General features: G+C 60.4%; 10 protein-coding genes and 2 pseudogenes. 2 read left to right on the top strand and 10 right to left on the bottom strand.

From position 1 onward, the window contains the following. Positions 1–3,723: a hypothetical protein gene (locus tag ASE36_RS21755; protein WP_062285151.1), complete on the bottom strand. Its 3,723-nt coding sequence runs from the start codon at positions 3,721–3,723 to the stop codon at positions 1–3. Next, positions 3,720–13,253: a DUF6923 family protein gene (locus tag ASE36_RS21750; RefSeq protein ID WP_413813678.1), complete on the bottom strand. Its 9,534-nt coding sequence runs from the start codon at positions 13,251–13,253 to the stop codon at positions 3,720–3,722. The genes ASE36_RS21755 and ASE36_RS21750 overlap by 4 nt, the downstream gene beginning before the upstream one ends. Between ASE36_RS21750 and ASE36_RS22810 the strand changes: the two genes are divergently transcribed. Beyond that, positions 13,159–13,548 (top strand): hypothetical protein, encoded by a 390-nt coding sequence (locus tag ASE36_RS22810; RefSeq protein ID WP_062285148.1) that lies wholly within the window; start codon positions 13,159–13,161, stop codon positions 13,546–13,548. The two genes, ASE36_RS21750 and ASE36_RS22810, sit on opposite strands and share 95 nt — an antisense overlap. 161 nt (positions 13,549–13,709) lie before the next feature. On the opposite strand, the gene ASE36_RS21740 is transcribed toward ASE36_RS22810, so the two are convergent. The 3 genes from ASE36_RS21740 to ASE36_RS21730 form a co-directional block, all read right to left on the bottom strand. After that, positions 13,710–14,819, bottom strand: coding sequence for a helix-turn-helix domain-containing protein (locus ASE36_RS21740; protein ID WP_156378749.1), 1,110 nt, complete (start codon positions 14,817–14,819; stop codon positions 13,710–13,712). Between the two features lie 226 nt (positions 14,820–15,045). After that, a complete protein-coding gene (locus ASE36_RS21735; RefSeq protein ID WP_062285144.1) occupies positions 15,046–16,776 on the bottom strand; it encodes an amidase in 1,731 nt (576 codons plus the stop codon). Between the two features lie 2 nt (positions 16,777–16,778). Then, the gene (locus tag ASE36_RS21730) at positions 16,779–17,819 is read right to left on the bottom strand and encodes an agmatine/peptidylarginine deiminase (RefSeq protein ID WP_062285141.1); all 1,041 of its coding nucleotides are present in this window, start codon (positions 17,817–17,819) and stop codon (positions 16,779–16,781) included. Between the two features lie 309 nt (positions 17,820–18,128). Between ASE36_RS21730 and ASE36_RS21725 the strand changes: the two genes are divergently transcribed. Beyond that, on the top strand, positions 18,129–18,854 hold the full coding sequence (locus tag ASE36_RS21725) for a ParA family protein (protein WP_062285139.1): 726 nt from the start codon (positions 18,129–18,131) through the stop codon (positions 18,852–18,854). Positions 18,855–18,883: 29 nt separating this feature from the next. Here the strand turns inward: ASE36_RS21725 and ASE36_RS21720 are convergent, their stop codons facing one another. The 5 genes and pseudogenes from ASE36_RS21720 to ASE36_RS21700 form a co-directional block, all read right to left on the bottom strand. Beyond that, a complete protein-coding gene (locus tag ASE36_RS21720; RefSeq protein WP_062285136.1) occupies positions 18,884–20,638 on the bottom strand; it encodes a hypothetical protein in 1,755 nt (584 codons plus the stop codon). Positions 20,639–20,699: 61 nt separating this feature from the next. Continuing rightward, positions 20,700–21,788, bottom strand: a pseudogene (locus tag ASE36_RS21715) (protein-glutamate methylesterase/protein-glutamine glutaminase). 7 nt (positions 21,789–21,795) lie between these two features. After that, positions 21,796–22,686 (bottom strand): CheR family methyltransferase, encoded by an 891-nt coding sequence (locus ASE36_RS21710; protein ID WP_062285134.1) that lies wholly within the window; start codon positions 22,684–22,686, stop codon positions 21,796–21,798. Beyond that, on the bottom strand, positions 22,683–23,180 hold the full coding sequence (locus ASE36_RS21705; RefSeq protein WP_062285132.1) for a chemotaxis protein CheW: 498 nt from the start codon (positions 23,178–23,180) through the stop codon (positions 22,683–22,685). The genes ASE36_RS21710 and ASE36_RS21705 overlap by 4 nt, the downstream gene beginning before the upstream one ends. A gap of 135 nt (positions 23,181–23,315) precedes the next feature. Next, positions 23,316–23,694 (bottom strand): annotated as a pseudogene (locus ASE36_RS21700) (methyl-accepting chemotaxis protein); the annotation flags it as partial.

Here is a 23,694-nt window from a genome sequence, read left to right as displayed (position 1 = left end):
TCAGTAGGTTCCGACGAGGTTCAAAAAGACGCCCCGATCATCAAGCGTCATGTCTCGCAAATCGTCCGTGAACCGACCGAAATTGTAGCCCGCACCCACCTTGAAATTGTCCCCGACGTGGCGGTAGACGGCCGTTAGGAACCCGTAGTCGGTTGTGCCGGCGTAAGGCAGATTGAGCATGCGCGCTTCCACAAGGGCATCCCAGTTCTTGACGACGTGGAGGTCGCCTTTGAGGGTGCCGAGGTAGGCGAGTGACGAAGACCAGTCCGAACCCAGCGAATCTTCGCTCACCTCGCCAAACCTCAAGGCCTGCTTCGTGCCCACCGTGATCCAAGGCAGGAGATCGTAAGATAGATCGGCCGAGACAATGTGGCTCCGTTGCTTCAGCGCTTCCTCCGACGAGGTGACTGAGGTTGTCTGCTCAAGACCCGGCAAATCATAGAGATAGGTGTAGCGGAAGAGGGCGTTGAAACGGTCGTTGTCGATGGGGCGATAAGCAAAGCCCAGCGAGGTTTCGATGTAGTCTCCGGAGGAGAGGGCCTCTGAAGTTCCGTTAGATACGACCATATCCATATCGGCCAGGACGCGCCAACTCTCGGAGGTCTCTACCGCGAAGTTTGAAGCCAGCACGTAGGTGTTGGAGTCACGGGTATCGTCGGCGGAGTCGTCATGCCGGATTTCACCCTTGATGCGGCCTCGCCATCCGTTTTCAGTGTCCTTGTAGCTGACAGCACTGGAAATGGCCTGCCGGTCGAAATCCGACCTTTGGAGGTTCGTGCTCGCATCAATTGTCTCGTCATTGATGGAGCCGGTGGTGAGAGCCGTATCGACGGTCCAAAGCTCATCGGGCGTGTAGTTGACGCCATAAGTCTGGGCGAGCGATTTGCGGCGACCATAGAGGTCGTAGCTGCTCTCGGCAAAAGCTGAGGCTTCTTCCGTCAGTTTCTTGCGAGATCCTGCCGTAAAGACACCACGGTCTTTGCCGGAGAGGACGTTGGCGGTCTCGAGCGCAGTCGCCCTGTCGGGGTCGAGTCGGTAGCCGACGTAGTATTTATCGTCGGCCGTGGGACTATAATCGAGGCCTGCGGCGCCGCCGAGACCGGTAGTCCCTTCGGAGATTTCTGCGGTCGCCCCGACCTTTTCCGTCAGTTGGGTACGCCCACCGACACCGATGCGGTCGTTGCGGCGTATGTCGCCCGAGGTGCGTAGCGTTCCCTGACCGAAGGCATAGACCGAGCGGTCGTCGTCGATCTCATAGTCTGCGCGCAGGCCGCCATCGATACGGGAGCCGTCATATCCCGATTTTCCAGCCGCAATCGCGCTGGGAGAGCGGAGGTCCGTCAGAGTGGCGCCGGTGGTGATCTTCAGCTGCTTATTGACCTGCCAGGCGACCTCTGCAGATGTCTCCAGACTTTTCTTACCTTCGCTATTTTTGAGTTCCTCATGCGTGCCCGAAAGCTTCACCGCTTCCGACACGTCGATCTCACTGCGCAGATCCCAGCGCTCAATGCCCAGTGACGTGCTGTCGCTGGCCTCCGCAAATCCCTCGGCGCGGTTTTCATAGGCGCCAGAGAGTTTGCCCGTGACCGATTTCACGCCGACGTCTGCGAGGTCAAGTTCTCCACGCATGGACCAGGCGCCGGCTCGGTTGAAGGTTCCAACCTTCTGGGTGACAGAGGAACTCAGGCCACCATCTGTGGACGTCGTCGTCGCCATGCCCTTGCCCTTGGAGCCGGCGATCTCGGCGTCCAGGAAGGTCTTTTCCGAGTGACGCAACCGGATGCCAGCGCCGACGATCGTGTGATTGATGCTGCCAGATTTGTCGGTGGATTCAGAAAGACCAAGACGTACCTTGTCATTCACCCAGCGCTGGACCCGCGCGCCGTGGGCGTAGCCATCGATGTCGGTCATCAGGGGCGTGTACTCGTACTGGACAATCAGATAGGCCTGAGTTCCGAGGGCGGATGAGCGGACGGCACCGGTCGGCAACGAGGACTGTGACAGTGCCTTGCGCAGTAAAAGCAGGCCCTGGAAGTATTCGAGCGAATAATCCTGATCTGCTACCAGTGCTTCTTCGCTGACGACCGCACCTGTGACACTGTTGCGGTACTCGATGGTGACCGTTTCGGAGCCCGTCGTGATGTCCTGGCGATTCAGGAAGTAGGCTGAACCGCCCGTGGCCAGGAACTCGTCCCGTTGTGCCACGCTTTCCGGCTGAGCCCCGTACACTGTGGCGCCGGTGCGTTTCTCGCCAAACGAGGTCACATCCGGCGATACATAGGTGGCTTCGGCGCCGTAGAGGGCACGGTCGGACTGTACGAAACCCGAACCTTCGATGTCTGTCTTGAAGTTGCCCCAGGTTACGTGGCTGTTGCCCTTCGACAAGCGGACATAGAACTTGCCATTGGTCGGAGCGTCCTCGACTGAGGTCGAAGAGTCGCCGTAAACAGGATAATACTCTTCGGGATCGATACGCCGGAGAATCTCTTCATTCGACTTGGAATCCATCCCCTTAAAGAGGTTTCGGACATCGTCTTCGCCGGTATCAGCAGAGGCGGTCAGCAGGTATTCGCCTTTGATCTTGCCCTTGAGGTAGAAGGCTAGGCGACCGTGCGTATAAACGCGGTCGTACTCGCCGTCCCGCGCCATCTTGATATGCGGGTCGCCGGTTTTGCGTCCGACGGTCAAGTCAGCCAAGGCGACATAGAACCATTCGTTTTGCGGGATGTGGACGTCGCGGCTGAAGTTGAGGCGCCCTGACTTCGATATCCCACCGAGCGAGACGTCAACTGCGTGGTCTCCGGGCGGAAGGATCCGCTGGATCACGAAGGCATGGTCCTTGTCCGTTGGAACTTGCGTTCCCAGGGCGGATACGGCGTAGCCTTCCGGCACGTTGCGTCCATAGACCGTGACAGCTCCACCATGGACGGGGATATTGCGCACTGCAGTCCGGTCTTCAAACATGCCGGGCGCAGGTGCTTCCTCCTTCGCTGCGGGTTCGAAACGGCTATCGCTGCGCGACAGCATCAGTGCCTCGGTTTCGTCGAACCGTCCCTGTCCATCATAGACCCTCAGAACATAATCGAAATCTTTGACATCTCCTTCCGGCATCGCCCAGGTTGCGCGACCGTTGGGGTCGATGGGCAGCACCGCAACGGGGCCGGAAGGGCTCGATGTATACGAGTCTGTTATCCGAATTTCCGCCTTCTGGACGAAAGCGGGGTAGTTCGATGAGGCTTGGAAAACGATGGCCTCGTTCGCCTGGTAGGTCTTGCGAATAGGCACAGTCGAGACGTTAAGCATGGTCTTTGTGTCCAGGCCATCGAATTTGACCTGGATGTCGACGGCGCTGAGGTCGACGTCGGTTTTGCGCTGTTTTCCAGCCTTGTTGTTTGCCGTGTTTTCGCCGATCCCGGCGGGCCGGGGCTCACCGCCCTCGTCGACGACCTGACCATCGACGCTGATCGAGAAGGGGACTGCCGTTGCAGCGGCAGGTGCCCCCCTTTCGGTGTTTTCCCCTACGGGCAGCGTGCCGGTTGCTCCGTTGTCCAGCATTTTGCCGCGGATCACCGACGAGCATTGTCCGCTGGCGCAGCTTGCGCTGCTGCCTTCAGCGAAAGCTGCAGTCGAGGTTTCGAACACGACCGCCAAGGCCGTGCCGGCGAGCAATACCCGCGCAAGCGTGGCGGGTCCTGCACCGTCTTTCTTACAAAACGTAGTCATTGGGCTTCCTCCACGCGTTTCTCAATTTCCAGACGGTAGGCACCGGCCTGTTCCTTCCAGAGGTCTGCGATAAGTTCCTGGATCTTGCTCAGCCGTTTCTCAGCCAAAGCTGGATCCGTTGCCGCATCGAGATAGGAGAGCCGGACGAGGGAGTAGTCCTGCTTCAGGATCTCGATCAGCTGGGTGATCTGGGCGAGCCACTCCCTCTTCAAGTCGACGCTGCCGGGTTCGAAGGCATCGTCCGTCAGGTCGACCCGAACGAGACGGCCGATCGACGCGCCAAAGTTCATCTTCGACATGGTGCCTGCCGTCAGTCGCATGACACGTGGGTTTTCGGTGGTCAGGCGATAGCCGGTGGGCAGGGTCCGGGTGTCGAGTTTGAGGACGAAGTTGGAGCCGATGCGTTGATCGGGCAGCGAAGCGCAGGGAACCGAGTAACGGCCGTGCTCATCTGTGGTGATCAGGAGACCGTTGACCGTTGCCAAGCGCACGCCTGGGAGCCCCGGTTCTCCTTCATCAGGATAGCCGTTCCGATCGATGTCGTCGAAGACCCGTCCGATCACGACCGAGCAGTCGAACATCGGATCGGCGACAACGAGCACTTCTGCCGTGGCTGGCGGATCCGTGGGAATGTCGACCAAGGCATAGTTCTTATACCTGCCGGGGCTCACGGAGCTCAGGACGAGCAGTTTCAGCCGGATTTCGCGGCTCTCGCCCGCAGGAATGACCAGATTAGCAAAGATCAACGACTGACCTTCAATCTCGGGTTCCATGAGAACGTCATCCACTGTCGCGGACTTCGCCACGTATCGGAACCCCGACGGCATCTTGTCGGTGACCGTTACCGTTGCCGGCAAAGTGGTTGAATTGTTGGTCACGCGGATTCGGTAAGGGACGACCTCGCCTCGGTGAACTTCACGCAGTTCAGCGATCTTTGTGATGGTGATGTCGGGATCCCCTGTTAGGGGGATGATCGGGGTGACCACGCAATAAGCCGGCGGGTTGAGCGGATCGCACGGCGGCGGGGTGGTGGGAGTGTCCGGCGTCTGGAATGCCAGGTTCGTGACACGGACGAGGTTCTCGGGCAGTGGATTTGTCAGGGTGATTGCAACGCGACGGGTCGCGGAGCCGCCAACCGGGATTTCATCGATCGTCCAGGTTGTCGATCCGGTCGCGTCGTCGGAGACGCCTCCGTCTTCCGGCTGGATCGACTGAATGGCCGGCAGATCGACAAACAGGTCGGTCAACCGGAAGTTTTCTAACTCCACCTCGCCATCATTGGCGACCGTGAGTTCATAAACGAGGGTTTCTCCCGCTTCCGCAACGCCTGCCTGGGTGCCGCCGATTTCCTGAACCAGTTTCTTCGTGACGACGCTCTGACGAGGGTAAACAATCGGGTTGCATTTCAGAATGAGCGTTTCCTGGCAGTTGAGGACTGCGTTCGTTATGCTTTTCAGCCCACTCGGGAAGGTCTGCTTCAGGGTGATGTCGAGGGTCACGGTCACCGTTTCACCCGGGGCGATGGTCGGTATGGTCCAGACCGTCCGACCCGTTGAGGCGGTGTAAACACCGTCGTCGGAAGGCACAGCGGCGGCGACCACCTGCGGTGCGTCAAAGACATCAACGACTTCGACATTGTTCGCGATCTGACCGCCATGGTTGGTCAGGGTGATCTCGTAGCTCAGGGTTTCGCCCGGCTGCGCGATCTGATCGTTCTCGATGCTTTCGTTCACCAGCGCCTTGGAGCGGACGATGTTGGACGGTGTCGGCAAGGTCACCTTGCATGGCGCACCGGTTGCGGCATTGGTGATGTCGCAGTCCAACACTTCGTTCACGACTTGGGTAATCCCGTCCGGAATAGGGTCCTTCATCGTAATCTTGACGAGGAGGCTGAGCGGGGCCGCGCGGCGTACTGTCAGGCCTGTCCAGGTAATCTCTCCCGTTGGCGGATTGTACGTGCCGCCGTTGTCGACTTCGACGGTTGCTGCGGCATTCGTCGGGGTAAATACATCGCGCACGGTGTAGTTGGTCGCATCGACCCCGCCAGTATTCTCGACGGTTATGCGATAAACCAGCAGCTCACCCGGCTCCGCGACCTTGTTCTGCGGAATGAAGCTTTCCGACAGAAGCGATTTGACCTGGTGCACATCGGCCTGCGTTGGCGTGGTGACCGTGCAGGTGCCTGGTTCGTAAAGCACGCAGTCGACAACCGCGTTTTCCACTTCACCCAGTCCTTGGGGCAGGGGATCGGTCAGCGTAATCTCGACCGTCCGGGTGACTTCGCCGCCTTTTTCCGCGATTGTCGGGATCGTCCAGCTGGTGACGCCGGTGCTGGCATTGTAGGTGCCGCCATCAGATGCATCGACACTGGCCACCGCTGAGAAGGGCGTGAACAGGTCGCGCAGGACATAATCCTCTGCAACGCTGCCACCGGAGTTCTGAACGGTGACCTCGTAGGTCAGCGTTTCACCGGGCTCGGCCACGCCAGGGATCGAGCCATCCTCGGCGATGAGCTTCTTGCGATGCTTGAGGAGTGGTTCGGTGTAATTGATAGGATCGCATTCGCCGCCCGGGATCACTGCGCAATCGAGGACTATATTTTGGACCTCGGTCACGCCATCGGGGATGGACGATGTCAGCCGCACGGCTACCGTCAACTTCAACGTGCCTCGTGCCGGGATGGTCAGGCCATTCCACGTTGTCCGTCCAGTTGTGCCGTTGTAGGTGCCGCCGTTTGAGGCGGTGACGCTGGCGGCAGCTTCCTTCGGGGTGAACTCATCGATGATGGTCGTGTTGACCGCATCCGTGGCGCCGTTGTTTTGGACCGTGATCTCGTAGGTCAGCGTCTCGCCGGGCTCCGCTATGCCGGGCTTGGTGCCGCTTTCTTGCACCAGCGCCTTTGCCTTCCGGAGCTGCGATTCCGTCGGGGTGTCCACGTCGCAGACGAGGCCGGTGATGGGCACGCAGTCGAGCACGGTGTTGGTCACTTCCTGCAGGCCGTCCGGTAATGGATTGGCGAACTGGAAGGTGATCGGCAGTGTGACGGTCTGCCCGACTGCCAGAGACGGGATGGTTTGCGTCGCGATGTTCTGGACTGCATCCCACGTCCAGGCGCCGGGTGTTGGTGCCCCAGTGACAAGGGTCGGGATTCCGGCCGGTGTCAGTTGATCCGAGATGACGACGTCGGTGGCCGGCGAGCCGCCTATATTGGTGACGGTGATCTCATAGGTCAGCGCTTCGCCGGCTTGGAGAATGCCGTTGCTGGTGATGCTTTCCCCAACGAGACGCTTGGCCTTTCTGATGTCCGGAGGCGTCGGATCGACTGTTCCGCAACTTTCACCTGGGATCGGGATGCAATCCAGCACGGCATTGGTAACGGTCTTCAGACCGAGAGGCAGCGGGTTCGTCAGCGTGATATCCACCGTGCGGGTCACCGAGCCGCCGGCCGGGATCGTAACGCCGGACCATGTCGTCAGGCCGGTGGTTAGATTGACGACGCCGCCGGAACTCGCGGTTGCCGATTGCATGGCGGCGACGGGGACGAACTCGTCGACGATAGTTTCGATCGCATCGGAGCCGCCATGATTCTCGACCGTGATTTCGTAGGTCAGCGTCTCGCCCGGTTCGGCCATGGTGTCGTCGGCGCCGTTCTGGGCGATCAGTTCCTTTGCCTTGTAGAGTTCAGGGGCGGTCGGCGTGGTGACGATGCAGCTCTCCCCGGGGATGGGGTTGCAGTCGAGAACCTCGTTTACGACATTGACCGTTCCCGCCGGGAAAGTTGGGGCAAGTGTGATCGCCACGTCGCGGGTGACTTCGACACCTGTTTTTGGAACGAGGGGCAGCGTCCAGGTCACTGTGCCGGTGGAGACCGCTGCGGTTCCTCCGTTCGAGGCGGAGATCGAAGCGATTGTGTTGGTGGGTTTGAAGACGTCCGTGAGAAGGTGGTTTATCGCATCCACGCCGCCGACGTTCTGAACATGCAATCGATAGGTCAGTGTCTCGCCGGGCTCGGCAATGCCGTCGAGGACACCACTCTCGGCTATCAGCTCCTTCGATTTCTGGATTTTTGGCTCTGATGGCGTTGTGATTCTACATGGCTCCTCCGTCACCGGGTCGATAATCACGCAATTGTCTCGGACGATGTTACGGATGACACGAACACCGTCCGGTATGGTGGAGGTGAGGGTTACCGCGACGTTGTAGACTACACTGCTGAGGCCCGGAATGGTCTGGTTCGACCAGGTCGTTTCGCCCGTCACCGAGTTGAAGACGCCGCCGGAGGAGGCCGCGACCGAGGCTGCTACAGAGGCCGGCTCGAAGAAGTCCCGGACGGTGTAGTTCGTCGCGTCGGTGCCGCCACTATTGGTCACGGTCACCTGATAGGTGATCGTCTCTCCGGCCTCGGCGACGTTTGGGATCACACCGCTTTCGGCAATCTTCGCCTTGGCTTGCGTCACATTCGACGGTGTCGAGATGGTGACGATGCAGGGTTCGCCGGTGGCCGTGTTCGTCTGGGTGCAGTCATTGACGACGGTGTTCGTGACTTCTGCCACGCCAGCGGGCAGGGGATTGGTCAGGATAACCCTGACCTGCCGGATAACTGAACCTCCCGCGGGCACGGATACGCCGGTCCAGGTGGTCTCTCCCGTCGTCGCGTTGTAGGTGCCGCCATTGGAGGCCGTCACGCTGGCGACAGCGCTGATCGGCTCGAAGCGATCCACCACCACCGGTGTGGCGGTGCTCCCTCCGGTGTTGACGATGGTGAGCTCATAGACCAGTTCTTCGCCGGGTTCAGCAATGTTGGCTTGCGTCCCGGCGATCTCGTTGATCAGCTTTTTCGACTGCGCAATGCTGGGCGGCGTTGGAAATGTCGGGCCGCAGGGCTCGCCGGTGGTGGCGTTGGTGATGGTGCAGTCGGTGATGACGGTGTTGCGAACGAAGGTGAGGCCGGCGGGCAGAGGCGTCGTCAAGGTAAAGGCGACGGTGCGCGTGATGCTGCTGTTGGCGGGGATTGTCAGGTTGGTCCACGTCGTTCTGCCATTGGCAGAGTTGTAGACGCCACCGGATTGCGGTGTGGCGCTAAACACGGCCCCACGAGGCGTGAACTCATCGATCAGGGTGTATCCAGTCTTCGCCGTGCCGCCGGTATTGGTGACGGTCAAGGTGTAGGTGAGGGTCTCGCCGGGTTCTGCCACGCCAGTTTTGCCGGTCGGTGCAACCAGGCTTTCGCTGGTCAGGGTCTTCTGCGTGGAAATGATCGGCGGTGTCGGGGTTGTGACCACGCAAGTCGCCGGACTGGTGGTTGCGCAGACCGGAAGTGCGTTGGTAACGAGCTGCAGCCCGACTGGGAGAGGTGAGGTCAAGGTTACGGCCACCGTTCGGGTGATGGTTCCACCCGCCGGGATGCTGATCCCGGTCCAGGTCGTCCGCACCAGGCCGCCAGTCGTCACTGAAGTGCCGCCGTTTGATCCGACCACATTGGCCGCTGCCGTTGCCGGGGTGAATTCATCGACAATCTGGAGGTTGGTGGCTTGAGAGCCACCGACGTTTTTCACAGTAACCGTGTAAGTGAGAGTTTCGCCCGGATCTGCCAGACCGTTGGCCGGCGAAAAGCTCTCGCTCGTCAGGGCCTTGGACTGGGTGATAAGCGGAGCGGTTGGCGGCTCCGAAATGCAGGAGAGGCCGGCGATCGCGGTGCAATTCAGAATTGCGTTCTTGACGGTGGCAAGCCCCTCAGGCAGCGGATTGACGAGTGTCACCTGAACGGTCCGCGTGATTGTCGCGCCGGCAGGAATGGAGAGACCTGACCAAGTCACCTGCCCGGTGGCGGCGTTGTAGGTTCCGCCGTCGGTTGAGGACATGGTTGCAATGGCGTTCAGCGGTGTAAACGCGTCAACCAGGTTGTAGCCGGTGATACCGGTGCCGCCCTCGTTGCGCACGGTCAGCGTATAGGTGAGCGTCTCACCGGGTTCTGCGATCCCATTTGCAGTCAGGCTCTCACCCGTCAGGGCCTTGGCCTCCTTCAGCAAAGCCGGCGTTGGGGTCTCGACGCTGCAGGACATGCCTGTGATCGGGGTGCAGGCGAGTACGGTGTTGGTGACTTTATCGAGTGACGTCGGCAGGGTCGTGGGTAGTGTCACGGCTACCGTTCTGGTTATCGCGCCGCTCGTCGGCACCGTCAGGTTGGTCCAGGTCACCTGGCCGAGCGCGGCATTATAGGTGCCGCCATCGGAGGGAACCATGTTTGCAGCAGCACTCACCGGGGTAAAGGCGTCGGTCAGGGTGTAGCCGGTTGCATCAACCCCGCCGGTGTTTTCAACGCGGATCTCGTAAGTGAGGGTCTCACCCGGTTCGGCGATGCCATTGGCAGGGCTGATGCTTTCGGCGATCAGTCTCTTGCCCTGCTTCAACTTGGCTTCAGTATGACTGATGACGCGGCAGGGTATGCCGGTGACAGTGTCGGTCGGTACGCAGTCGTTGGTAACCTCGTTGACGATGTTGGCGACATCGTCCGGCAGCGGATTGGTCAAGGTGACGGTGAGGGTTCTGCTTACCGTCTGGCCGGGTGCAATGGTCAGACCGGACCACGTTGTGATGCCAGTGGAAAGATTGTAAGTGCCGCCATCGGAAGGCACGGCAGACGCAATGGCACTTATTGGCTCAATCTCGTCCGTTAGGACGTAGTCTGTTTCGGTGGTCCCACCCACATTGCTGACGTTCACCTGATAGGTCAGTACTTCGCCGGCTTCGGCCACGCCCGTTTTGCCTGTTGGTGCGACCGAGCTTTCACTCAGCAGTGATTTGAAGGTGACAAGGCGCGAGGCGGTCGGGGTATAGACGCACTGGAAGGTATTGGTGGGGGCGGGAAGGCAGGTCGGCATCGTCGTGCCGGTTTTATAGACCCTGTTCAGGACATGGGTAATGCCGGAAGGAATGGTGGAATTCACCTTGGCCTGCAGTGTGATCAGAAGCTCTCCAGGCGCGCCTATGGACGTGGCCGGATAGCTGGCACCACTCGCCTGGGCGATGAGGCCGGCCGGCACGGTAAGACCGCTGATCGTGATCACCTTGCGGCTGCTGCTGTCGGTGGTGACGGCCACCTGGCTGGCGGACGGTGCGACGCCATCTACGCGGACGCTGCCCGCGACGAAGTCCATGTTGGCGTCGAGAACATCCGTCAGGCTGTAGCTGGTGTCTGCCAGACCGCCCCAATTGGTGAGCTTTATCTGGTAGGTCAGCACTTCGGTCGGTTGCGCAATATTGTTCGTCGTCAGGCTCTCGGCCGTCAGCGTCTTGACGAAGCTGATATCGGGCGGTGTGGGCAGGGGTGTCGGGCAACGGGCTGTCCCCGTTGTGCAGGGCAGGTCGCCGGTCAGATTTCCGACTAAGCCGACAGCCGTTTCCGGAGGGCCAGCAAAACGGAAGGACAGAACCATCGTGATCGAAATATCCCGAGTTACCGTTGCGCCAACAGCGATCGTCGGGATGGTCCAGATCGTTTCACCGGTAAAAGCGCCGCTGGTATCGGTCAGGTTTGTGCCGCCATCGGTCGCTGCAATCGAGGCGATCGCGCGCGGTGGATAGAAAAAATCGCGCAGGACGTAGTTGGTGATAGCGGAGCCGCCGGCATTGGTAACGGAGAGCCGGTAGGTCAGAATTTCTCCCGTCTCGGCCACACCGGCACGCGTGCCGCCTATCTCGCTGATCAGCGCCTTGCTGAGCGTTACCTGCTGAGTGGGCGTGACGACGCATAGCGGTCCATTGCGGGCAGCCTGTCCCAGAGAGCAATCCGGCGGCGTGTCGCCGGTTTTGTAGGTGGAGTTCACGACCTCGGTCACGCCGGTCAGGTCTGCCGCCACGCGGGCTGTCACATCAAGGGTCAGCTTGCCGGGATTTGTTGGATCCGTGGTTCCGGGGATCGTCAGATTGGTCCACGCAAGGCGTGTTTGTCCCGTCGCCGGCGTGTTAAGGCTGACGGTCGCCGGGGTTGGCGACGCTGTTGTGTAGGTCTGTTTCGTTCCCAGCACATCCGAGAGGCCATACCCTGTAACGGGAAGTGTTCCGGTATTGCTGAGCGTAATGCGGTAGGTGAGGTCTTCCCCGGCATCGGCAATCGCCGGCGTGTTGGCCGTCGTCTGGCTATACAACTGCTTGAGAATGGTGACGGGCGGCTGGTCCTGGTCTGTCGCCGTGTTATTGGCGAGGTTCGCATCCTGGAACTCGCCTGTAGGCGTGCTGGCAGTGACAGTGTTGATCAGGTCGCCAACATAGTCCGTCGGTACCGGAAGCTTTAGTGTGAATATCACCGACGTCGGAACGTAGGTCGTTCCCGATATGGTGACAGGCAGGTTGACAGTCGTGTTAATCGGACCTGTACCGCTGGCCGCAGTACAGGTGGGACGGTCCTGTTCGTTGGTGTTGCTTGCGCCGAGAGAGGGCGCGCACGTCCAGGTAGCGGCGCTTTTCTGGGCGGTCGTCAACCTGGCTGGCAACAGATCCTGGACATTGACGTCATTTGCACCGAACGGACCGCTGTTTTTGATCTCGATCGTATAGGTCCGGGTTTCTCCGGGCGTATAAGTATCAGTTGTGAGGTCGACATTGTTGTTCTGTCCAGGTGTGTTGGTCTTGGTGACGGAAACGTCGGTTGGGAAAACAACATTGCCGTCGAGGCAGGATGCGCCGTCGTTCACCTCCGTCGCAGCGGTCTCGCCGAGCTTAAATATCGTCCCAGAGGACGTGTTAAACTTGTAGAAACCGGTGCCCTCGTTGTCGGAGCCGTAGACGCCATAGCGGGTGCTGAGGATGGCGCCGAACACCCTGGAAGCAGCAGTGTTAACGAGTCCGCCTATTCGAATCTGCGGATGCCAAGAGACGGCAGGCCATGATGATACATCAAGGTAGCCAGACCTAGCGTAGCGGCTGGCTCCTGACGTAATGGCGGTATACAAATAGCCGTTAAAAAACGCGAAGTCGGCGATGTGTAGGCCTGTGCTATCGATGGTACTCGTGCTGCCATCTGTGCCGACCACCGTGAGCAAATTCGACGCCGTGGCGGTTATGCGAGTAGTCGCGCGTGCTGCCAATTGCGCTTTGAAGTTTTCGATACGGTAGATCCTGCGAGGGCCCTGTGCCTGCGCCAGATAATAATTGCCGGAACTGTCGAAAGCGCCGGAAATTGTGTTCTCGGCGTCATCGTTCGTATTCGGCAAGCCTCCGATGGTTGTAGTAGTGTCCGAATCCCCTGTGTAGGCGTCGATAGCGGTGGCTACGCCAGTCGTCTTGTTGATGTTCAGCAGTAAGCCGACATTTCCGTTGTTGTTGTCGGGGTCATCAGTTCGAATGCCGTATAATTCGCCGGTGCTGGGTTCATAGGCTGTGGCGTTGTATTCAATGCCTGAGGCGCCTACGGACTGGAATACGACCGGGTTCGTAATGGTCGTCGTTTTGTTCAGGCTCGTGTTGTTATTTTTGGTAAGAAACAGAGTGTCCGCAGAGGCTGAATCCAGGCAGACAGTGCTGGCCGCCATCGCCCTTTGCGACGGCAGCTCGAAAATCGGAGGGGCGGTGAAAACTGTTGCGGCCGTCGCGGCGCCGAGCGCGAGTTTCCGCGCCTGGTTCTTTACAGCGTTGGTCAAAGAAGTGGTCAGCCTGCGCGTGTTCATCCGTCAAATCCCTTCTGTCCGGGATCGCATCGGTGAGAATGGGCTGATCAGCTACGCATCGAAACTACTCGAAATCCAAAAGTTAATTTTGCGTAAAACTTTTGAAACTTCTTCCGAAAGCCGTTTCGTCCAGTATAATGCGATTCCACTGGGCAGTTAATCTTCGCTTTTGCTGATTCGCGGAATGGACGTGGGTGCACGAGGCCTGCCGTTTTGTGCACGGCGTCTCGGCAGGTTCGCTTTCTCTTACGAATGTGTTGAACCGAGCGCGGTCGACACCAGCCATTTCTGTGGCATGGGTCGGCGAATGTTACCGCTGTCTTAGCCGTCGTTTCGGACCTGTAGCAGCCACTCGGTGAAGGTGGCGGGCGCTTTTTCGATAGGACGATAGCCGCACAGATTGAATTCGCGGGCTTCCGTGGGGCTGTAGCCAAACTCTGCGAGAAAGTTTCGACTGAATTGGGCCGCGTTGGTGAAGCCGTATTCATAAGCGATCGTGCTGACGAACCGATGATCCGCTGCATCGACGATGGCATCGTGGCAGGCGAGCAGCCTTCTGCGGCGGATGTAGCGCGCCACGCCGCCGCGTCGCTCGAAGAGGTAATAAAGCTTGCGGCGGGACATCTGCATGGCCGCACCAATCGTGTCCGGGTCCAGATCCGGCGATTTCAGGTTGGCGTGAATGTAGCTGCGCGCCTTGTCCAGCAGGCTGGCTGCGATCACGTCCCTAGCTTCCTCTGTCTTTGACCTGCAGGGTTCGAGCGCTGCATTCAGCAAGGCCGTGATCGAATTGACAAGGACAGGTAGATCCGCAACCGTCATGTCGCCGATGACCTCGTCGAGGGACAGGATGAAGTCTCTGATAACGCCCTTCATGCTGCCCTCCAGCAGCCGATGATTGGCGCCGTCCAACAGAGGGGCCAGCGAAACGAAGTCGTCACGGCTCAGGAAGATGAAGACGCAGCCCGTCCGGCTCGTCTCGCCCGAGAAGGGACGAGCAAGCGACCGGATGTCGAGGGAGCCGGGCTGGCTATCGAGAACAGTGTCGCCGCATCGGCTCCTTTCGGTGCCGCTCCTGCGAAGGGTCAGTAGCCAATGGTCAATCCCCGACTGGCTAATCAACTCCTCCGAACGCTGGTGATACATGGCATCGTGGTGCGTGGACACGTAGTGCATGCGGCCGAGATCGTAGGCCCTTGCACAGGCTTTGAAGTCCCGTTGAGGGTTTTCAGCCAGGACGACTGGCGCCAGCAGCTGCGCCCAGGCATCAAATCTTTCACGGATCGGGTGGATTTGCGTGCTGAAGCGATCCTGCCGCAAAGGCTCCGTCAGCTTCAGGTTGAGTGATGTTTGGTCTTTCAGGACACGACTCATCAAAGGTTTAGTTTTGCAATCAGTAATAGAGCCGGTATTAATTTCACCTAAATCCAAATCTTAGAATGTACTGAGTTCACGACTTTGGTCGTAGATGGGTTAATGGTCGCTTCGAGAGTGCGTTTCCTCTTTAACTGATTGCTATAACGACAGCTTTCGCTCGATGCGTGGGCGATGGATGTCTCGTGCTGAGTGGCTATGGTTCTTCCCCCGCAACAGATCAGCCCGGCAGGGGTTATGCGTGACATGCAACAATATCTTTACGGGGAAAGGGGGGGCGCTTTTATCTTTGCAACGGCGGTGTCCGGGGTGGGGCGGTGCGGCGGGAACCTGTCGCCTCGAAGGCAGCGGCCAGGGTGAGCAGGGCCTCGTCGTCATAGGCGCGGCCAGCGAAGGTCAGGCCGACAGGCATGCCGATGTCGGTCATGGTTCCCATCGGTACGGTGACGGTCGGTATGCCGAGATGGCGGATGGCGAGATTGCCGTTGGCGACCCAGACCCCGTTTCGCCAGCCGAGGTCCGCTGATGCCGGGTTCACATCCATGTCGGCCGCGCCGATATCGGCAACTGCAGGGAAGATCACCGCATCTAGCCCAAGACGGTCCATCCACTGTTCGAGATCGATCCGGCGGGTTTCTTCCAGTCCGCGCAGACCCTCGGCCAGATGCGGTATCTCGGAAAACGATTGCCGGGGATGATCACGCACTTGCGCGGGGTAGTCTGGAAGAAAATCATCGAAACCTGTGTAGCGGTCCGGCAAGGCGCCTTCTGGATGCGGAAAGATCCGCCTGCCGTCCACATGGGCGAGTGTCGACAGCTTTGGATCGCCATTGGCTGCGAGAAAGTCGTCCCAGGCCCAGGCTGAAAGATCCAGGATCTCCCGGTGGAGGAATTCCGGGCTGACAAAGCCACGCGACAGGATCGACGGCGCGCCAGGGCGGTCGGCCTCGTATTGGCTGACGACCGGAAAGTCGACTGGCACCACCGTTGCACCTGCGGCCTCCAGATCCTGCCTGGCCTTTTGCCACAGGTCGATGATGGAGGCGCGGGTCTCAATCGGCTTGCCGGTGGAGCCGCCGATTCCGCCTTCAGGATTTGATCCGGCATCAGGGTCTTCGTTGATATACATACGCGGCACACCAAAGCGTTTGCCGGCAAGCTTCTGTTGCGCCCGCGAAAGGTCTCGCGATGCGAGCGCCTTGTATAACTGAGGCCTGACCGCTGATGCCGCGGGGATGGGAACCGATGGTTGGGCGCGCCAGAAATCGCCGCGGGTTTCCGCATCATCTGCCACGATGACGTCAAGCAGTTCCAGCATGTCGGCCATGTTGCGCGTATGCGGCACCACGACATCCATGGTCGGCACCAGTGGCCAGTTGCCGCGTACCGAGATGACGCCGCGCGAGGGTGTGTAGGCGCAAAGGGCATTGTTCGAGGCCGGCGCCCTGCCGCTCGACCAGGTTTCCTCGCCGAGACCGAACGCGCCGAAGGAGGCCGCTGTTGCGGTTCCCGAACCATTGGACGAGCCTGAGCCGAAGGCGCTGGTGAGCCACTTGGCATTATAGGGGCTTTCGGCGCGCCCGTAGACGCCGCGCTGCATGCCGCCATTGGCCATCGGGGGCATGTTGGTGAGCCCGAGGCAGATGGCACCGGCGGCGCGTAGGCGCTCGATCGTGAAGGCGTCTCTTTGCGCCACAAGATGTTCGAAGGCCGGACTGCCAGCGGCGGCCGTCAGTCCGCGCACAAGATAGCTGTCCTTGGCGGTGTAGGGGATGCCGTCGAGCGGCGAGAGTGGGGCGCCTTGGCCGCGTCTGCTATCGGATGCTTCCGCCTCGGCGACTGCTTCCGGGTTGAGCACGACCATGGCATTGAGGGCAGTCTTCGTGCCGGGCGCGTCGTAGTGCGCGATCCGGTCGAGATAAGCCTGGACCAGTTCGACACTGGTGACTTCGCCGGCTTCCAGTGCGGCCCGTAGCTCCGCAATCGATTTTTCGAAGACTTCGAAATTGGCCATGATCAGCTTCCCTGCTTTAGCGAAGGCTGCTGCTGGGTGATGCAGTGAATGCCGCCACCGCGCGCAAAGATCGGGCGTGAATCGATCGTTACCACGCGTCTGCCGGGATAGGCCTCCCCCAACACGTCACGCGCGGCGGCATCTGCCTTTTCATCACCAAATCCGCAGGCGACGACGCCGTCATTGACCACCAGATGATTGACATAGCTGTAGTCGACAAACCCGTCCTCGTCCCGGATCACCTCAGGCGCATCGAGGTCGAGGATCCTCCATGGGCGGCCCGCAGCATCGGTGGTGCCGGCGAGAAAGGCGCGCAGGTCCCGCATGACGGCATGATCGGGATGGTCCGGGTTGGGCTGGCGATGGAGGAGGAGCAAGCCGGGTGCCGCGATGGTTGCGACGATGTCGACGTGGCCGGAAGTCCCGAAGGCTTCATAATCGCGGGTCAGGCCGCGCGGCAGCCAGATGACCTTGGTCGCCCCGATCGTGCGGGACAATTCGGCCTCCACCCGATGTTTGTCGGCAAAGGGGTTGCGGCGCGGATCCAGTTGCACGGTTTCGGTCACGAGAACCGTGCCCTCGCCGTCGACGTGGATGCCGCCGCCTTCGTTGACCAGGAGGCTCGGTACCCGTTCAGCGCCGCAATGGGCGGCAATCAGCTGGGCGATCTCCGCTGAATGTTTCCATTCCGCCCAGCCGTGATCACCCCAACCGTTGAAGATCCAGTCGATCGCGCCCAGTACATTCGGCCGTTCGTCATCATGTACGAAGGTCGGACCGAAGTCACGCATCCAGAATTCATCGAGTGGCATTTCGATCTGTTCAATGTGACTGCCAAGCATGCGGCTCGCCCGTTGCCGCTCCGAAGGATCGACGATCATGGTCACCGGTTCGAATTCGGCGATGCCATGCGCGACAGACGTCCATGCCTCGTAACCGGTCTGCTGCCAGCTCTCGCCTTCGCCGAGTGTTGTGCCGGCACGCGGAAATGCCATCCAGGTGCGGTCATGGCGAGCGGTTTCAGAGGGCATGCGCCAGGTCATCGGGTTAATCTCCGGGTTGCGGCCCGTGGGCCGGCCGCAATGTCAGTCCACGATTGTTCATCGCGCGGCCGGTTCACCGACCGCACGCTTTGTTTGACTTATTTTCGAAGGAGGGTCCAGATCCTGGTGCCGAGGTCACAGGCACCGTTCAGGACCCTTTGCCGGCGCTACCGGCGCAGGCTTCAGTTGTAGAAATTGCTTGAATACTACCGCAGTTTACCGCCGGTTAAGCATGTTGGCCCCATTCTGGATGTCACTTCACCTGCTTGCGGCTGCTGCGACGATGCCAGCCGAGGAATGGACCTTGATATGCCTGTTTTGACTTTCGCCAACACGAAGGGTGGTGCCGGCAAGACGACAGCCGTGCTGCTGATCGCGACGGAATTGGCGCGGATGGGGCTGCGGATTGCGGTGCTCGATGCCGATCCACAGCATTGGATCTCGCGCTGGCACCAGCAACTCGGGGCCAACTGCCCGGAGCGGTTGCAGGTTGTTCCCTATGTTTCTCCGGCCAGTCTTGAGCGCGAGATCAAGCGGTGGCAGCCTGCCGTCGATCTCGTCATCCTTGACCTTCCCGGGCATCGCAGCCCGTTGATTGCCCAGGCAATGGGCCATTCCGATTATGTGTTGATCCCGGCACAGGGGTCGGCGATGGATGCGCAAGGGGCGGCAACCGTGATCGATCTCCTGACATATCTGGAAGACAAGGCGGGCATCCGGATCCCGCATTCCGTCGTGCTGACACGCATCAATCCGATCATCACCACACGGGCACTGCAGGGCGTGAAGCAGCTTCTAGCCGAGAAACGGGTGCATCTGATGGCAACGCCAATCGTCGAGCGTGCCGCCTTCCGAGATGTCTTTTCCTGTGGCGAGACGCTTTACACAATGGATCCCCGCCATGTCAGCAATCTCGAACGCGCCCAGGAAAACGCACAGATGCTCGGACGGGAAGTTCTCGAACGGCTGATGCGCTACTGCACCATCGGCAAGCTGAATGTTGAAGCGCCACCGGCCGTCCGGCTCGTCGCCTGAGCCTTGATCACATCGAGACTGGCAACCTCTCAGAACAGGGCGTCGTCGAACAGCTCGTCGTCTGTCATGTGCTGGGCCGGCGGGGCTTGCATCTCCTCCGTGTCTGCACCGGCTGCGCCGAAGATCGCGCAGTGGATGTCGCGTTCGGACTTCATGGTGTAGGTCCTGAAGATCTCGGCCGAGATCCCCGAGAGGATGGGTTCGAGACCGTCACATGTCGGCTCGGCCACGATCGCCTCGGCTGCCAAGGAGACGCAGTCGCCGAGGATCACCGTCAGTTCCTGATGGAAATCCAGCCCGGCCGTTGCTTTTGCGACCTTGATTGCAATCTCCTGGCCCTTGTCTTGGAGGTCGTGCAGCTTGCCATCCAGAGCGTCACCGGCTTGCGTGACATGGGCAAGTGCGATCTCGATGCGGGCGACGAGGTCGGGATCGCGTTCGCCGCTCTCGCCTGTTTCGGACTTGCTGAGGCCGGCCGCCTGCTCATCGAGAAGTCGCAGATGGCCGAGGGCGCGATCGGTGACGTCGTCGAGCCTGGCCGAAAAGGTGCGCAGTTCATTGGTGACGACATTGATTGCGCGGCTCTCTTCGCCAAGCTTGCTGCAGCGCAGGTTGGTGTTGAGCGCCATGTACTGGATATCCGTGCGAACGATCTGGATCGTCTCGACACTCTCGACAAGATCCTTCACCATGCCGCCGACCGTGGCGCTCAAGCGCTGCGCTTCGCCGGCAGACTGCTCGATCCCGCCCACCAAGCTTCGCGCTGTTTCCAGGCTTTCCCGCACAAGCCCCATGGCCGATCGGTTCGCAGCCTCACTGGTCGTCGGCAGCATGGAATTCTGCAGGTCCATAAGAACCGTCACATCGTTGGAGAAGGCGCCGATATTGCTGACAATGGTGGCACATTCGGCCCGGAATTCTTCCGACATGGCAATCAGTTGATCCCGCACCAACTGGGTGACCAAGAGGATCACGCGCTCACGGTCTTCAGCTGACAGGTCATGCGCTGCTGCGGTCGCCAGATGCCCCTCGGCAATATCGAAAGCGGTCTGGCAATGCTCCAGCCGCTGACGGGTGACGTCGCCGATCTGCAGCGACGACAGCGTGCTGGCGAGCCGACCCTGAACCTTCATCGCAAGTCCCGTCACCTGCGCCGCCAACTGAGCAAGCGAGTTGCGCTGGGTCTGGATGGCATTGGCGTTGCGACCCAGGTCTTCGACGATCGCGGGGATGGCGTGGTCGTGGCGGGTCAGCCCGTCGCTTCCGGTCCGGGCGCGATCGATCAGACCCTGAAGCGCGCTGATGCGCTCGCCGAAGGACTTCACCTCCTGGGTCGCGAACTGGATTCGCTCGACGATCTCTTCGGCAAAGCCGGCGAAATCGGCAATCCCTGCGCCGGTGATCTTGGCTGTGACGGCGAAGGTGCGCAGATAACGCAGCGTGTCCTCCATCGCCAGCACCTCGTTTGACAGGGCCTGGCCATAGTCGCCGATCAGGACGAAGCGCTCTCGCATATCCTGCTGCTGGGCGGGAAGGTCCGCGATCAGTGCTGCGGTGGACAGGAGCTCTTCCGTTGCTTCCGCCGCCTCGTCTTCGCGCAGGGCGTCAGAGATGCCGCCAAGCGACGTCAGCAGTCCGCCGAAAACGTCGAGGACCGCCACTAGCACGGTGCCGCCATCGAGAAAGCGTTGCTCGATCTGGGCCAATGCTTCGCCCAGTCTGGTGCGGATGGTGACCGTCGGGGAGACATGGCGCTCGGTCTGTTTCGCTCGCTGGGTGTTCATCTCGAACCCTCTTTGCTCATATTCATTCTGTCTGCTTGGCGGTGGCCATCCACGGGACAGGTCAACCAAGATGCCTTCGGTCTGCGGCCATTATTTCACGGGCGATCTGCTCGAGAGGCACGATGCGATCGACGCCACCCCGTGCAATCGCCTCCTTCGGCATGCCGAAGACGATCGATGTCGCTTCGTCTTGGGCCACGGTGAAGGCCCCGGCTTTGTGCATTTCGTCCATGCCGCGCGCACCGTCGTCGCCCATGCCGGTCATGATGACACCCATGGCATTCGAACCTGCCGCGCGGGCAGCGGAGCGGAAAAGGACGTCGACCGAGGGTCGGTGGCGCGAGACGAGCGGGCCTTCCTTGATACCCACCATGTAACGGGCACCCTAGCGCTCGAGCAGCATATGACGGCCGCCGGGCGCAATCAGCACGTGGCCGCGCAGGACCGGATCGCCGTGTACTGCCTCCTTCACTTCCACCTGGCACAGCGTGTTGAGCCGGGAGGCGAAGGCGGAGGTGAATTTTTCCGGCATGTGCTGGACAATGACGATACCCGGCGAATTGGCGGGCAGCGCGACGAGTAGTTCGCGCAACGCTTCCGTTCCGCCCGTCGAGGCGCCTATGCAAACGACCATCTCGGTTGTCTTGGCCATCGGGCGTCCGGTGGGTGGCGGCAGGACCGCATCGGCGGTGAGCTTGGCCTCGGTCGCACCCGGGAGTGGCAGGCGGCGGCGGTCCGATTTCACCCGGGCCGAAGCGGCGCCCTTGACCGTTTGGCGGATCATGGCGCCGGCTTCGGCCAGGTGATCTGCGGCGCCGATCTTCGGTTTCAGGATGATGTCGACAGCGCCTGCCTCCAGCGCCTGCATCAGGGTCTGTGATCCCGCTTCCGTAAGGGATGAACACATAACGACGGGGATCGGGTGCTGGGCCATCAGCTTGCGGAGGAAGGTTATGCCGTCCATCTTCGGCATCTCGACATCCAGCGTGACCACGTCGGGCACTTCCTCCTGAATACGCCGCGCCGCGACAAAGGGATCGGAGGCCACGCCCATGACCTCGATGTCGCCGTCGGCTTCCAGGACCTGCGTCAGCGCCTGACGGACGCTGGCTGAGTCATCGACGATCAACACGCGGATCTTTTTCGCCATCTTCAAATCAGACCTTCTGAAAGACTGTATTGGCCACCTGCCGGACGGGCAGGGCGAAGCCGGTGATGGTTTCCGAGTGGCCGACATAGAGGTAGCCGCCGGACACGAGCTTGTCGCAGAGGCGCGACAGCACCTTTTCCTGGGTCTTCTTGTCGAAATAGATCAAGACGTTGCGGCAGAAGATGACATGCATGGCATCGCCGACGCTGTAAGACGTATCCATCAGGTTAAGCCGGGCAAAACCCACCTTTGCTCTCAGTTTCGGGTGAATTCGCACCTCTCCACGAGCGGGGTCGCGTGGCTCCATCACGTAGCGCTTGCGGCGCTCGCGATCGACAGGCTCGATCATGGCTGTCGAGAAGATGCCGCGCTTGGCGACGCGCAGCACATCGGTGGAGAGATCGGTGGCGAGGATCGAGTAGTCAGGACCTCCATTTGCTTGACTGAAGTCTTCGATCACCATGGCAAGCGTATAGGGCTCGGCACCGATCGAGCAGGCCGAACTCCAGATGCGCAACCGTCTGTGACCTTTCGCGACGAGGTCGGGCAGGGCCTTATTGGTCAGGTGGTCGAAATGCGTCGGCTCGCGGAAGAAGTCGGTCTTGTTCGTGGTGACGACATCGATCAGATGGATCGCTTCACTCTCGATGCCACCGTCTTTGAACAGATAATCGCAATACTCGTTGAGCCCGTCGATGCCGACGAAGCGCAGGCGGCGACGCAGCCGCCCCTCCAGCATCGTCTTCTTGGTCACGGGCATCTTGATGCCGCTGTAGTCATAGATGTAGCGCGACAGCAGGTCGAAATTGCGGGCGCTCAGGCCGTCGCCGAGGGCAGATGCCATCGACGAACGTTCCGGGCCCGTCGTCGCGGATGTCTTCAATGCCAGAGCGATCATGCGTGTTCCAGGGAGCTGGTGGCGATGGTACCGAGCGAGCGCACGTCCGTGCCGGAAAAGAGTTTGGTCAGGTTGACGATCACGACGAAATCGCCGGCGCGGCGGACGACCCCTGCGATGTAGTCGGACTGCCAGCGGATCCCGATATCCGGGGCGGCCTCGATGGCGTCGCTGCGGAAAGACGTGACCTCGAAGACGCGGTCGGCAACGAGGCCGAGCGAAAGGGCGCGCCCGTCGATGGCCACATCGATGACGAGGATCCGCGTATGCGGAGTCTTTTGGGTCCGTAACATGCCCAGCCGCAAGCGGAGATCGATGACCGGAACCCCCTGGCCGCGCACATCGCGCAGACCGAGAAGATAATCGGGGCCATGGGGTATCCGGAAGGGGTCCTCATGATCGAGAATTTCCCTGACGACCTCGACGGGTACGGCGAAACATTCGTTTTCGAGGCTGAAAGTCACAAATTGCGATTCAGTTGCTGCATGGGCCATGAGGCTCACTCCTTTGGGTCACCGCCGTCGGATCCTGCACTGCACCAGAGGGACACGGTGTGCAGGATCGTGAAGTTCACCGGCCCGCCTCAGAAGAGCGAAGGGCCAGTGATGTGTTGTCGTTTTCTGGCCGGGTCAGGCCGTCTGGCGAAACTCGTCGTCGTCGCCATCCGGGCCACCCATGCTCATATCAAGGGCAAAACCTGGGCCCTTCGAAGCGGCAAGACCCGCTCTGGATGCCGTCCGCTTTGCCTGAACCGGGTTTGCCATTTTTGCCGCAACGGCCTTCAACTGCTTCGCCGGCTGAGAGCTGCTCTGCCGCGATGCTGCATCCACCTTGAAGAAGGCGATCGAGGCCTGGAGTTCTTCTGCCTGTGCTGCCAGTTCTTCAGATGTTGCCGACATTTCTTCGGACGCGCCGGCATTCTGCTGGGTCACCTTATCGAGCTGCTGGATCGCCTCGTTGATCTGGCTCGATCCGATGTCCTGCTCGCGGCAGGCGGCCGAGATTTCC

Source organism: Rhizobium sp. Root274 (assembly GCF_001429245.1).
In the GTDB taxonomy this organism is placed as follows: Bacteria; Pseudomonadota; Alphaproteobacteria; order Rhizobiales; family Rhizobiaceae; genus Allorhizobium.
Note: the sequence above shows the minus strand (reverse complement) of the source record. Positions and strands in the feature narration are given on the sequence as shown.

Coding starts and splice junctions, on each gene's coding strand:
- ASE36_RS21755 (WP_062285151.1), bottom strand. CDS start 3,723: ATGACTACGTTTTGTAAGAAAGACGGTGCAGGACCCGCCACGCTTGCG.
- ASE36_RS22810 (WP_062285148.1), top strand. CDS start 13,159: ATGGTCGTCGTTTTGTTCAGGCTCGTGTTGTTATTTTTGGTAAGAAAC.
- ASE36_RS21750 (WP_413813678.1), bottom strand. CDS start 13,253: ATGGCGGCCAGCACTGTCTGCCTGGATTCAGCCTCTGCGGACACTCTG.
- ASE36_RS21735 (WP_062285144.1), bottom strand. CDS start 16,776: ATGGCCAATTTCGAAGTCTTCGAAAAATCGATTGCGGAGCTACGGGCC.
- ASE36_RS21730 (WP_062285141.1), bottom strand. CDS start 17,819: ATGACCTGGCGCATGCCCTCTGAAACCGCTCGCCATGACCGCACCTGG.
- ASE36_RS21725 (WP_062285139.1), top strand. CDS start 18,129: ATGCCTGTTTTGACTTTCGCCAACACGAAGGGTGGTGCCGGCAAGACG.
- ASE36_RS21720 (WP_062285136.1), bottom strand. CDS start 20,638: ATGAACACCCAGCGAGCGAAACAGACCGAGCGCCATGTCTCCCCGACG.
- ASE36_RS21710 (WP_062285134.1), bottom strand. CDS start 22,686: ATGATCGCTCTGGCATTGAAGACATCCGCGACGACGGGCCCGGAACGT.
- ASE36_RS21705 (WP_062285132.1), bottom strand. CDS start 23,180: ATGGCCCATGCAGCAACTGAATCGCAATTTGTGACTTTCAGCCTCGAA.